13 protein-coding genes and 3 pseudogenes are annotated in these 13,062 nt (G+C 32.5%); 15 read left to right on the top strand and 1 reads right to left on the bottom strand.

All coding sequences use genetic code 11. From position 1 onward, the window contains the following. The first annotated feature begins 77 nt into the window (after window positions 1-77). From GA0061080_RS07020 to GA0061080_RS06985, 10 genes and pseudogenes are all read left to right on the top strand, one after another. Complete coding sequence (locus GA0061080_RS07020; protein WP_245174453.1) at window positions 78-431, top strand: AHH domain-containing protein; 354 nt, start codon at window positions 78-80, stop codon at window positions 429-431. Between the two features lie 5 nt (window positions 432-436). Next, the gene (locus tag GA0061080_RS07015) at window positions 437-1,009 is read left to right on the top strand and encodes an imm11 family protein (RefSeq protein WP_091123207.1); all 573 of its coding nucleotides are present in this window, start codon (window positions 437-439) and stop codon (window positions 1,007-1,009) included. A gap of 67 nt (window positions 1,010-1,076) precedes the next feature. Beyond that, a pseudogene (locus GA0061080_RS13300) lies at window positions 1,077-1,238 on the top strand (RHS repeat-associated core domain-containing protein); the annotation flags it as partial. A gap of 455 nt (window positions 1,239-1,693) precedes the next feature. After that, on the top strand, window positions 1,694-2,125 hold the full coding sequence (locus tag GA0061080_RS07005; protein ID WP_091123199.1) for a hypothetical protein: 432 nt from the start codon (window positions 1,694-1,696) through the stop codon (window positions 2,123-2,125). A gap of 76 nt (window positions 2,126-2,201) precedes the next feature. After that, window positions 2,202-2,327 (top strand): annotated as a pseudogene (locus tag GA0061080_RS13295) (RHS repeat-associated core domain-containing protein); the annotation flags it as partial. Window positions 2,328-2,330: 3 nt separating this feature from the next. Then, window positions 2,331-2,741 carry a hypothetical protein gene (locus GA0061080_RS07000; RefSeq protein WP_245174452.1) on the top strand — a complete coding sequence of 137 codons (411 nt, stop codon included), beginning with the start codon at window positions 2,331-2,333 and terminating at the stop codon, window positions 2,739-2,741. Next, window positions 2,732-3,406: a hypothetical protein gene (locus GA0061080_RS06995; RefSeq protein ID WP_091123191.1), complete on the top strand. Its 675-nt coding sequence runs from the start codon at window positions 2,732-2,734 to the stop codon at window positions 3,404-3,406. The genes GA0061080_RS07000 and GA0061080_RS06995 overlap by 10 nt, the downstream gene beginning before the upstream one ends. 72 nt (window positions 3,407-3,478) lie before the next feature. Beyond that, window positions 3,479-3,595: pseudogene (locus GA0061080_RS13290) on the top strand (RHS repeat-associated core domain-containing protein); the annotation flags it as partial. Window positions 3,596-3,637: 42 nt separating this feature from the next. Then, on the top strand, window positions 3,638-4,054 hold the full coding sequence (locus GA0061080_RS06990; RefSeq protein WP_245174450.1) for a hypothetical protein: 417 nt from the start codon (window positions 3,638-3,640) through the stop codon (window positions 4,052-4,054). A 5-nt stretch (window positions 4,055-4,059) separates the two neighbouring features. Next, complete coding sequence (locus tag GA0061080_RS06985) at window positions 4,060-4,305, top strand: AraC family transcriptional regulator (RefSeq protein WP_091123185.1); 246 nt, start codon at window positions 4,060-4,062, stop codon at window positions 4,303-4,305. A 495-nt stretch (window positions 4,306-4,800) separates the two neighbouring features. On the opposite strand, the gene GA0061080_RS06980 is transcribed toward GA0061080_RS06985, so the two are convergent. Further along, window positions 4,801-5,034 carry a hypothetical protein gene (locus tag GA0061080_RS06980; RefSeq protein ID WP_091123181.1) on the bottom strand — a complete coding sequence of 78 codons (234 nt, stop codon included), beginning with the start codon at window positions 5,032-5,034 and terminating at the stop codon, window positions 4,801-4,803. A gap of 294 nt (window positions 5,035-5,328) precedes the next feature. Here GA0061080_RS06980 and prfA point away from each other — a divergent pair, with 294 nt between their 5' ends. The 5 genes from prfA to GA0061080_RS06955 all read left to right on the top strand — a co-directional run bounded on the left by prfA (window position 5,329) and on the right by GA0061080_RS06955 (window position 13,020). Beyond that, window positions 5,329-6,414 carry a peptide chain release factor 1 gene (gene prfA / locus GA0061080_RS06975; RefSeq protein WP_065625827.1) on the top strand — a complete coding sequence of 362 codons (1,086 nt, stop codon included), beginning with the start codon at window positions 5,329-5,331 and terminating at the stop codon, window positions 6,412-6,414. Continuing rightward, on the top strand, window positions 6,411-7,247 hold the full coding sequence (gene prmC, locus GA0061080_RS06970) for a peptide chain release factor N(5)-glutamine methyltransferase (RefSeq protein ID WP_091123177.1): 837 nt from the start codon (window positions 6,411-6,413) through the stop codon (window positions 7,245-7,247). Before prfA ends, prmC begins: the two co-directional genes overlap by 4 nt. 16 nt (window positions 7,248-7,263) lie before the next feature. After that, the gene (gene kdsA, locus GA0061080_RS06965; protein ID WP_065560258.1) at window positions 7,264-8,118 is read left to right on the top strand and encodes a 3-deoxy-8-phosphooctulonate synthase; all 855 of its coding nucleotides are present in this window, start codon (window positions 7,264-7,266) and stop codon (window positions 8,116-8,118) included. 876 nt (window positions 8,119-8,994) lie between these two features. Continuing rightward, entirely contained in the window at window positions 8,995-10,332 is a 1,338-nt protein-coding gene (locus GA0061080_RS06960; RefSeq protein WP_369332955.1) for an OprD family porin, read from the top strand. A 9-nt stretch (window positions 10,333-10,341) separates the two neighbouring features. Beyond that, window positions 10,342-13,020, top strand: a complete 2,679-nt coding sequence (locus GA0061080_RS06955) for a beta-N-acetylhexosaminidase (protein WP_091123169.1) — start codon at window positions 10,342-10,344, stop codon at window positions 13,018-13,020. The last annotated feature ends 42 nt before the right edge of the window (window positions 13,021-13,062 follow it).

Below are 13,062 nucleotides of genomic sequence, written 5' to 3'. Positions count from 1 at the left end.
GTTTGATTCATTTCTGACTCTCCTTTTGTGTTATAAAACAACTTAAATGTCAGATTAAGTAGAGACTATTACATAATATGCCCAAGATAGATGGTTTTCAATTACATCATATTATTCCGAAATCACTTGCTGAAGGAGCGAAACCACATGAGATATTTAAACTTAGTGGATATGACATACATAATATGAAGAATACTATTTATTTGCCAACAGATAGACAATTTCATCCAATAAGATCAATCCATAGCGGATACAATAAACTCCATGCTCAATACAATGCTGACATGAGAGTACAATTAGATGATTTAGTGTCTTTTGGGAAAGAAAATAATTGGACAAAAGAGCAATATCACGATGCTATGCAAAATTTGATTAATGATACAAGACAGGATTTAAGAAAAGGTAAAATTAAATTACATTGTAAAGGTTAATTTTTATGAATTATTATAGGCTTTCAATTTTTTATAAGCGAGATGTTTTCTTTTCATTTGATGGAAATTCAGATAAAAAAGAATTAGAAAATGGAGTATTCTTTGGGAAAAGCAATCCAATAAAATATACCGTAGATAAAATAGATAAGTATCTGCTAAACTATGATATTCTACCAACGATTGGAGCTCCTTTGGTAAGTACAAAATTTAAGACAGAATTTGAGCGATTATTAGGTAATGATTGTGAATTTTTACCTGCTACTATAGTTTCTTCAGAAAATGGAATTATAGAAAACTCGTTTTATGTTTTAAATTTACTAAAAGTTATAGAGTGCATAGATTATTCTAGGTCAGAAGTCCGTCCATTAATTAAAAATGTTCCTAATAGTCCTATTAAAATAATTGTTTTGTACCTAAATAAAGAGAATTTGCAAAACGTTCATATTTGCAGAATGCAAGAATCAAAATCAATTATTATTGTTGATGAAACTTTTGTTGATTTGTGTAACAAGATAGGAATAAATGGAATTGGTTTTATAAAAGAAGGTAATCAACAACAACCAGATTTTTTCGAATAAAAGACCCCATCCCAAATTTTGTGTATTTATTCGTTAAAAGTGACGGTTGATCCTGTCACCAAATTCTGAGGATGTTGAAACGGGGCTTTATTATAATCGTTTCAGGTATTACGACAGTAATACAGGAACTTATATAAGTCAAGACCCTATCGGGCTAGCAGGTAATAACCCGAATTTTTATGCATATGTGCATGATTCGAATACGATGGTTGATGTGTTCCGGTTAAGTGGGATATTAACTATATTCTCAGACTCCCCAAATGGAGATCCTATAGGGCATGCTTTCATTGGTGTTACTGAGAATGGAAAAACAACTTATATAGGTCAATGGCCAGGAACAGCTGATAATATAGGATTTGAAAAAGGAGACCTTCCAAGACTATTTTTCTCTAAAATGGAGGGTACATTAGTAAGTCCAGATACCTCTCATTTAAGAAGTTCTGAATTAACCTCTATATCATTCGATTTAGATGATATGCAAATGTCTAATTTAAAAAAGTATGTTGATAATTTTGATGTTGAAAATGGAACAAAAGGATATAATTTGCGTAATAGACAATGTGCAAGTTTTGCGTATGGTGCATCTCAAGCAGCAGGTATAAAAGAAATGAAAATGCCTTGGTATAAATGGATTACGCCCGCTTCATTAGCTAAAAAAATAAATTCATTAAAACCTAAAATAAAATGTCCAAGTTAATTTCAATAATAATTTTTTTAATAATATATTTATTAATTATGTTCTCATTTTCTAAACCTAAGTTTTATATAAAATCCTATCAATATGATAAGGGTTACGATTCTTTTACATTAAAAATTTTTTCTGAGGTTAAAGAAAAAAAGTGTGGCTTTATTAATATTTCAAAAGAACATGTAACTTTTCAATATTATTATAATTTTAATAATTCAAAAAAAGGTGCTGTATCTGTAAAAGATATTATTTTTGATTATAAGAATAGTCAATTTCTAATAATAAATAAGGTAAATAATGATAAAATATTAAGTATTAATTGTAAAGAAGATATATATATCAAAGCAAATAATTATTTAATAGAAAAGAAGAAACAATTTAAAGATGAGAGTTTTAAATCTAGTTTAGATATTTTTTTAAATAGGTAACAATTAATAAAAGCTGAAGAGTAGAAATAAACAAGTCAACTTTTTAAAGTTATTTTTTTAAGAAGATAAGTTTTCCATTCCATTCCGGCAACCGGGGCAGTATGAAGACCAAGAACTAGACGGGCTTTATTATAATCGGTTTAGGTATTACGACAGTAATACAGGAACTTATATAAGCCAAGACCCGATAGGGTTAGCAGGCGGTATGGCTTTGTATAATTACGTTCATGATGCCAACACTTGGATAGACCCATTTGGGTTAACAGGTACATATATGTTTACTGACGGTACAGATTGGTATATTGGTAAGGGAGCAAAAGATAGAATGTATACTTCAATGAAACAAAGAGTTGGAGGTAAAGCTAATGTGACTCAAGGAATACACGTTGATTTTGGGGATGACAAAATAGGATTAATGGTAGAAGCAGAACTAATTAGAAGAAATAATGCTGTAAAAGACCCAACATTTAAAAACTCAATCAATTCACCAGGAGAAAAGCTCCTAAAAGACGCAGAACTAAATAACAAATCGCTATACGATGATATTGTAAAAAAAGCAGATGACTTTGAAACCAAATTTAATAATCAAAAAGGAAAAGGAATAAAATGTCATTAGATAAAACAATAAGAGAAAATTTGAATGGAAAGTATTTAATAATTCATTCAAACGATTTAGAAGAGGGGATAAATTACGCCATTCGAATGAAAGTTTCTCAAATTCAATTAAGAGGGATATTGGGGAGAGAGAATAGCGATGTTAAAATAGATTTTAAAGTGTTTGAGAAAATTTCTACACAGCTAAAGATTTTATCATTAAGCACTATTGGAAATGCAATTAATACAGAGGGAATATATTTTCTTGAAAATTTGGAAAAGCTCTATTTGGATAAACAAAAATTCAAAATAGATGTTTCAAAATTCCCTAAAATTAAACATTTAGGTAGTGAATATTGGAAAGGGCTAATAAATTTGAATAATACACACACTTTGCAAAGTTTGGTGATTTCAAAACTTCCTAATACAAATCTTAAAGAATTGTCAGAATTACAAAAATTGCAAATTGTTCATATTTATAGTTCGAAAATAGAAGCATTAGCAGGTATAGAAATGCTTCCAATAAAAGAATTATTATTAGCGAGAAACAGCATTTTAGAGGATATACAAGCTATAAAAGAATTGAAATCACTACAAAAATTACTCATTGAAAAGTGTAAAAAAATTACTGATTACACTTTAATAGATAGTTTAAAAGAGAAAGTGGATGTAAGAATTATTAAATAACAAAGTCAAAAAATAATAATAAAACGACCGTATCCTAAATTCTGTGTATTTATCCGTTAAAAGTGACGGTTAATTCTATCTCCAAATTCTGAGGATGTTGAAACGGGGCTTTATTATAATCGTTTCCGATATTATAATCCTGAAACCGGCTTATATATTAGCCAAGATCCGATAGGGTTAGCAGGTAATAACCCGAATTTTTATGCGTATGTGCATGATAGCAATGCTTGGGTGGATCCGTTTGGGTTAAGTGAGTGTTCTTTAGATGAATTAGTAAAGAAGGCGTCTAAGTGGCAAGGTCAGGGAGATTATCCAGGTATCGACGACTGGGTAGTAGGAAAGCTAAAAAAAGGTGATATTATTTATGGAGGGGTTCCTGGACAGTCAGAATTTTATTTATCTAAAGCAAGTTTAGAAGCTGCAAAAGGTTCAAAAGAAGCCTTATGGAAAAGTGCTCAAGTTAAGGCACATGATGTATTTGGTTACAGATCGAAAGTTCAAGCATACGAAGTACTAAAGGATACAGATGTAGCTACTTCTATAGTTAAAGCTAATCCTCATTTAGGAGATGGTGGAGCCGTACAATATTTTGTTGATAATTTTAGTGATGTTTTAAAGCCAGTGGGAAATACAATTGATTTATTTTAAAAATTATGGAAGTAGAAGATATTAAGGTCTGTGAACCAATTAGTATATTAGTTAATATTTTTTTGAATCATGGATTTAAAATAATAGAGCAAAAAGTAACTGATTATCATTTTCATGAATTATATTTTAAGTTAGAAGGTAAATATTTTGGTGGTATTGATAATATTAATGTAGATAAAATAATAAGACATAATACTAATATATTTTTATGTAGTTGTCATTGGTCAATAGTAGAATTAGTGTATACTTGAAAGGTAAAAAACATATTGAAAAATTAATTTTCTACAAAATATATTCAAAATAAAACCCAAAAGCCAACATAAAAAAGTTGGCTTTTTTATTTAAGCGTTGAGCTTATCGAGAAGTGCCAGTCCATCCTCTGAAATACAACGGAGCTGCTGTGGGCGAAAAATGCATTCACACATGGGTATTTACACAGTCATTTTTTTCATAATTAAATCCCCTTTGCTTTTATCATAGAGAATTTTCTACTTTTTTGCTGTACTATTTTAGGGGATAGTTACAGTTTGACTCTAATTCGGAAGTTGACCCGTTTGGGTTGGATTTAAAACCTGAAAATGGAGAAATAAAAATGATTTAAACTATGTAGGAAAATTAGCTGAGCAAAATTGAATATTTGAACACGCCTTTCCTGTTGCGCCTTTTTTAGTACTTTTAAATCTAGACGCACATCATTTTATCTAGTTTTTTTGAGAAATTTTTGAAACTAAATTAATCAGTAGGGATTAATGGTAAGGCTGATAAACATGGTAAATATCTAAATCAATCACATAGTCTACAGCAATATTTTTATTATACGGATAAATTTGATAACCATAACGAAAGCAAAATATGTGAGTAAAATTTTCGGAACCTACATCATTGAGAACTTTCATCATACGCGATTTTAGCTGCCCTATTGATGAAGCTTTGCCTGAAATTAATGTATCACCATAAAAACTTTCAATTTCAATTATCATTTTTTCAGATTTTAAAATTTATCCTGTCGTAGAATTTAGTTAACGTAATTGATGAGGAATAAAAATTGTTACAAAATAATTTGTTAACTGTAACACCAAGCCCCAAATAAATCAACATTAAGTTTATAAAATACTTCTTATTATGTCTATAATATTACGGTTTATCCTCTCACCATGCTATATATTGTTTATGCGATATAAGTCTGATAGCTAGCTCAAACTGTATTTTAAAAGTGATTAAGTATATAATGTTTCGCAAATTTAATTAATTTATATCATCTAAAATATATTTTTATGAAATCTTCAATTATCAACAAATTAGAAATGCTACAAGAGCGTTATGAAGAAGTTCAAGCATTATTGTCTGATGCTTCGGTTATTGCGGATCAAAATCGCTTTCGCACTTTGTCTAAAGAATACTCACAATTAACAGGGGTTGTTAAGTGTTTTTCTGATTGGAAGCAAACACAAGAGGATATCGAGACAGCTAAAATGATGCTATCTGATCCTGAAATGAGTGAAATGGCCCAAGAGGAGTTAAACGAAGCATTAAGTCGAGTTGAAGAACAAGAAAAGCAACTACAAGTTTTACTATTACCTAAAGATCCTAATGATGATTATAATTGTTTTGTCGAAGTTAGAGCAGGAACTGGTGGCGATGAAGCGGCTATTTTTGCTGGCGACTTAGCACGAATGTATACAAGATTTGCCGAATCACGGAATTGGCGTGTTGAGATTATGAGTGCAAATGATGGTGAACATGGTGGCTATAAAGAAGTTATTATGTTAGTTAGTGGGGATGGTGTTTATGGTAATTTAAAATTTGAATCTGGTGGACACCGAGTTCAACGTGTGCCAGAAACAGAATCTCAAGGTCGTATTCATACATCTGCTTGTACTGTTGCTGTTTTACCAGAAGTCCCTGAAGCAGAAATGCCCGAAATCAACCCCGCTGATTTAAAAATTGATACCTATCGTTCATCTGGCGCAGGTGGTCAGCATGTTAATACAACAGATTCTGCTATTCGTATTACCCACATTCCTACGGGCATCGTTGTTGAATGTCAAGATGAACGATCGCAACATAAAAACAGAGCTAAAGCGATGTCAGTTTTAGCCGCAAGAATTCAAGATGCAGAACTACGCAAGCGTCAACAAGAAGAGGCTTCAACACGTCGAAATCTATTAGGTTCAGGCGATCGTTCAGATAGAATCAGAACATATAACTATCCACAAGGTCGAGTAACCGATCATCGAATTAATTTAACGCTTTACCGTTTAGACGAAGTCATGGAAGGGAAATTAGAGATGCTAATCGATCCGATTGTGCAGGAATATCAAGCCGATCAACTAGCAGCTTTATCGGAACAAGATGAATGACATACTTACAATGGCTTAAAAATGCATCTCAAACCTTGTCAGATAGTGAAAGTCCAAAGCGAGATGCTGAAATTTTACTGAGTTTTGTTACGCAAAAAACACGAACATTTTTAATGGCGTTTAGTGAAACATTACTGACTGATGATCAGTTAATTGCATTATCTGAATGTTTAAAACGTAGGCAAAATGGTGAGCCTATCGCTTATATAACTGGCGAAAAAGAGTTTTGGTCTTTAAAGTTTAATGTTTCTAATGCCACTTTAATACCTAGACCAGATACCGAAAAATTAGTTGAATTAGGTTTAGAGTACCTTCCTAAAGTGCCTTGTGAAGTATTGGATCTTGGCACGGGAACAGGCGCAATAGTTATTGCTATGGCCACCGAGCGCCAAGATTGTTTATTTACCGCTATTGAAAAAAATAAAGATGCTCTGATATTAGCGCAACAAAATGCAGCCCAAATAGGGGTAAATAATGTCTACTTTTTGCAAGGTGATTGGTATAAACCAATAAAAAACCGCAAATTTTCAATGATTGTTAGTAATCCGCCTTATATTGAACCAACTGATATTCATTTATCACAAGGCGATGTTCGTTATGAACCAAGAAGTGCATTAGTTTCTGAAGATGATGGTTTAGCTGATATTAAACTAATTGTACAAGGTGCAACTAAGCACTTAAACCAATATGGGTGGTTACTAATAGAACATGGTTGGAAACAAGGCGAGGCAGTGCAAACTGTTTTTAAACAACACGGATTTCAATTAGTAGAAACCTTCACCGACTACAGTGGTAATGATAGGGTCACCCTTGGTCGCTGGTTTAAACCTTAACTAGGAAAATTTTATGATGCAGCAAAAAAAAGTAAACATTGGTGACATTACTGTCGCTAATGATCTACCCTTTGTACTATTTGGTGGTATGAATGTGCTTGAATCTCGTGATTTGGCGATGAAAATCTGTGAACATTATGTCACCGTTACCAATAAACTAAATATTCCTTATATTTTTAAAGCGTCTTTTGATAAAGCAAATCGCTCATCAATTCATTCCTATCGTGGACCAGGATTAGAAGAAGGGCTAAAAATATTCCAAGAGCTTAAACAACAATTTGGCGTTAAAATTATTACTGATGTACATACTGAAGCACAATGTCAACCCGTTGCTGATGTGGTTGATGTAATTCAATTACCTGCCTTTTTAGCAAGACAAACGGATTTAGTTGTTGCAATGGCTAAAACAGGCGCAGTAATTAATGTCAAAAAACCACAATTTGTCAGTCCAGGGCAGATGGGCAATATTGTTGAAAAATTTGAAGAGGCTGGTAACAATCAAATCATCCTTTGTGATCGTGGTAGCTGTTTTGGTTATGACAACTTAGTGGTTGATATGCTTGGTTTTAACATTATGAAAAAAGCAAGCAAAGGGTCACCAGTTATTTTTGATGTTACTCATGCTCTTCAATGCCGTGATCCTATGGGAGCAGCATCAGGTGGACGTCGTGGTCAAGTAACAGAACTTGCACGTTCGGGCATGGCTGTTGGTATTGCTGGGTTATTTTTAGAATCCCACCCAGATCCAAGTCATGCAAAATGTGATGGACCGTCAGCGTTACCACTAGCAAAATTGGAACCTTTCTTAAAACAGATGAAAGCCATTGATGAACTAGTAAAAAGTTTTGATGAAATTGATACTGAACACTAAGAGTTTAATTATTTAGCTACAATTAAAAAAACGTTATTTATTATAAAGTAAACGGTATTTTTAGCATATTAATAAAAAAGAGAAACCAAATGTGATTTCTCTTTTTTATTTGGTTATGTGGTCATTTTACGTTATTAATCTTTAGAAATTACTTACTTTTTAATTTTCAATTTTTCAACCACAGTAATAAATATACATAAAAAATGCCATATCCTAAATCATAGGTAGCGTGTTGATATTATAAATAAAATTGGTGATAGACTAAATATTGACACCAAACGTTCATCTAGAACATATTCATTAACATCTTCCAAAATCGTCATAACACATTAAATAGTGTGACTTTAATGATTAATACTAACGTAATTTTGTACGTGGGTTGGTCATTTACAATGGGATATTTATACAAAGGTTTATATTTTAGGTGATATTTTTGTAAAAAATATTCAGGATTCTATACCGTCATAAGTTTAAAAAACTCTAAAAAAAGCCCGTCATATTATTTTTCACAATAAAAAAAGTTGTGACTTTTATCTAAAAATTTGCATAAAAATTGATTTTTTTAGTGATTATGATCACGATTTAGAGTGTTTAATTTGCTAGATAAAATATGTTTATGCATTATAAAAATACATATTTACCTCATATCTGAATTTAAATATGTTCCTAAATAAAGCTTAGTTTTCAAATATTTAAAATAAAAGTTACTTTGAAGTTCAATTTATTAATAATAATCATATGTTAATAAGTTTTACTGTAAGTTAAATAGCATAATTTCATTATTTTAGGAAAATAAATATGAATATTTATAATGCAAAAATGATACCTAACCGATTAAATCTTTTAACTAAACTTATTTTTTCTTTTTCTGTTTTAATGGGGGTAACTCCAGTTGATGCCGTCTATGAAAATCATTTTTTCGATGATGCTTCATTAACTGGTAACGTCTTTTTTTGGAATCGTGATCGTGACCGTAAAGATATAGAAACCAATAAATATAAAAGCAATATTAGACAATCAACATTTAATAGTAATTTGGATTATCGTTCTGGCTATATTGCCGACAAATTTGCTATTGAACTTGGTGGTTATGGCGCTTGGGAAGTCAGTAATGGCGGTAATGGACACCCAAATGAAATAGGATTTAGTGGTGCTCATACCCGTTGGGATGAGGATTGGAAGAAAGATGTCAGTGGACTGAGCTTTTATAAAGCACAAGCAAATTTCAAAATTGACGAATTATTTTGGGTAAAAGCAGGTTATATTCAACCCTCAGGTCAAACGTTACTTGCACCACACTGGAGTTTATTGCCAGGTACTTATCGAGGTTTTGAGGTAGGGTCAACGCTTGATTTTGATAGCGCTGGAGCATTGTCGATGTCATATATGTGGAGTGATAAATATAAAGCACCTTGGTATAAACGGCTTTATGAATTTAAACAGTGGGGAAAAGGTAAAAAAATTGATTATTTACATTCTGCCGGTTTGAAGTATGACTTTAAAAATGACTTAGTATTAGAAAGTGCATTTGGACAAGCACAAAATTATATGAACCAATTTTTTGGTAAAGTATCTTATAAAATGGAAGTGTTTGATAATCCTATGATTATGAGCTACCAATTTTATGGCGCTAAAGATCAATCGCATAAAGGTACAGATGTATATGATGGCTTAGCGTGGTTGCAAGCAGCAACATTAGGCTATCAAGTTGGTGCTATCGGTCTACGATTTGAAGGCGTTTCGGTTAAAGCTGATGGAGAACAGGGATTCTTTTTACAACGTATGACACCTGATTATGCTTCATCAAATGGTCGTTTAGATATATGGTGGAATTCTCGCTCAGACTTCAATGCCAATGGTGAAAAAGCCCTGTTTGCTGAAGTGACTTATGATTTAAGTCACCTATCTCATTATTTAGCGGGTTGGAAAACAGGTGCGTCTTATGCCTATGGTTGGGATGCAAAACCTAGCACTAATCGTCAATACAATCAAAAACAGCGTTTGATTGAATCTGCATATAACTTTGATTTAGGTTATACCGTGCAAAAAAGTTGGGCAAAAGATACAACCTTCCAATTGCACTATACCAAATATAATAACCATTCAAATATACCGAGCTGGGGTGGTGGATACGGTAATATCTTTCAAGATGAACGGGACATTAAATTTATTGTTACAATTCCATTCACTGTTTTTAGTGCTAAACAAAAATAGGTAAAAAAGATGAAAAAGATTAAGGCAACGATATTAGCAACTTCAATCCTTTCTTTGTTAAATATATGTGCGATCCAATCAGTACATGCTTCTCAACAAATTGCTGATTTGATTAGTTCTCAACTTAATGTTAAATATGAAGTCGTCGACAATCAAGCTGGCGCAAATGGCGTTAACTGTTCAGCTTTAGGTGCTGATTGGGCTTCTTGTAATAACGTCATGATTTCAATTAAAAATACTGGAACAGCCATTAATAATAAAGATTGGGCTATCTATTTTGATAATATCAGAATGATTCTAGCTGTAGACAATGATCAGTTTAAAATCACCCATATTACAGGTGATTTACATAAGCTCGAGCCAACAGAAAAGTTCACTGGTTTTCCTGCCAATACAACGGTGAATATTCCAATTATTGGGGAATATTGGATTGTAAGTGAAAGTGATGTTATGCCACGTTGGTATGTAACTTCCAGTGATGCTAAACCCAAAATTATTGCTAACACTAACACGGATTCTGACAATTTATCGGCATTTGTTGCACCAATAAAACAACAATGGAAAAGAACGGCTGATGATCAAAATATTTTAATGACGCCTGCTAACCGTTTTGAATATAACGCCGATATTAATAAATTATCTGAATTATCGTTACGAGGGCAAATTCTACCAACACCAAGCAAACTTACAATAGGTAAAGAGGATGTTACGATTGATCAGCAAGGAGTTAATTTGATCCTTAATGGTTTAAATCAAGAAAGTTTAGCTATTTTACAGGATCAATTTAAAGCATTAAACATTGCAGTAACAGGAAAAGGTTATCAAATAAAAGCAACGATTGATCCTAAACAATTCGAACAAGGAAAAGTAGGATCATATCAATTAGATATTAAAAATGATAAGACATTAATCACCGCTTATGATGAAGCAGGGATTTTTTATGCCATTCAATCCATTTTATCTATCATTCCCGTAAATCATTCAAATTCAATACCAATGCTAAATGCTGTTGATTCGCCACGTTTTGTTTATCGAGGAATTATGCTTGATATTGGGCGTAATTTTAAATCTAAACAAGCCATATTAAGTTTATTAGATCAAATGGCAAAATATAAAATGAATAAATTTCATTTTCACTTAAGTGACGATGAAGGTTGGCGAATTCAAATTCCTGGATTACCTGAGCTAACCGATATCGGTAGTAAACGTTGTCATGATTTGTCAGAGCAAAATTGTTTATTACCACAATTAGGTTCGGGACCTGATAGTAATACAAGTGGATCGGGATTTTTAAGTCGTAATGATTACATTGAAATTGTCAAATATGCAAAAGCACGTTTTATCGAGGTCATACCTGAAATTGATATGCCAGCACATGCTAGAGCCGCAATAGTATCAATGGAAGCACGTTATAAACGCCTAATAAATGAAGGAAAAGAGCAACAAGCTAATGAGTATCGTTTAGTTGATCCAACCGATACATCCAATACCACAACGGTACAATTTTATAATCGCTTAAGCTATTTGAATCCTTGTCTTGATTCATCTAAACGCTTTGTTAATAAAGTTATCGATGAAATCGCAAAAATGCATATTGAAGCAGGGCAACCGCTTAATACTTGGCATTTTGGTGGTGATGAGGCTAAAAATATCCGTTTAGGCGCAGGTTATCAAGATCTACAAGTAAAAGATAAAAGTGATACTAAAGGAACGATAGATCAAAGCATAGAAGATCATCCATGGGCAAAATCTCAAACCTGCCAAACCTTTGTGTCAAAAGGAAAGGTAAAAGATATTGAACATCTACCAAGTTATTTTGCACAACAAGTCAGTACCATTATTAAAGATCATGGCATAAACCATATGCAAGCATGGCAAGATGGCATGAAACATGCCGAAAATGCCAAATCTTTTGCGGTTGATAAAGTGACAGTTAACTTTTGGGACACCTTATATTGGGGAGGATTTGATTCGGTTAATGAATGGACAAATAAAGGTTATCAAGTAATTATCTCTAATCCAGACTATGTTTATTTAGATATGCCATATGAAGTGAATCCAAAAGAGAGTGGTTACTATTGGGCAACACGTTTTAATGATGAGCGTAAAATATTTAGCTTTGCACCCAATAATTTACCTCAAAATGCTGAAACATCGGTTGATCGTGATGGTAACTCATTTACAGCTAAAGGAACCATGAATTGGCCCGGTGCTTATGGGCTATCAGCACAAATTTGGACTGAAGATATCCGTAGTGATAACAAAATGCAATATATGGCTTTTCCTCGTTTACTAGCGGTTGCTGAAAGGTCTTGGCATCAAGGGGATTGGGAGATGGCTTATCAAAAAGATCGCCAATATCAGCAAGGTGAAACACATTATGTAGATAGCAAAGCGTTACATGATGATTGGAATCGCTTTGCTAATTTACTTGGACAAAGAGAGCTAGCTAAACTTGATCTTGCAAGTATAAATTATCGATTACCTATTCCTGGTGCAAAAATTGTAAATGGTAAATTAAACGCTAATATTGTATTTCCAGGGTTAAACATTGAATATTCAACCAATAACGGAAAAGATTGGAAACGTTATAGTGATCCAGTTGCCATTAATAAAGATGATACTATTTTTGTTCGTAGTATTTCGCCAGATCAAAAAAGAACAAGTCGTATAGAACAGCTAAATTAAGTTTTTAAATATTGATATTCTTATCCATTTACTGGATAAGAA

The sequence above is a fragment of the Gilliamella intestini genome, assembly GCF_900094935.1.
GTDB lineage: Bacteria > Pseudomonadota > Gammaproteobacteria > Enterobacterales > Orbaceae > Gilliamella > Gilliamella intestini.
Note: the sequence above shows the minus strand (reverse complement) of the source record. Positions and strands in the feature narration are given on the sequence as shown.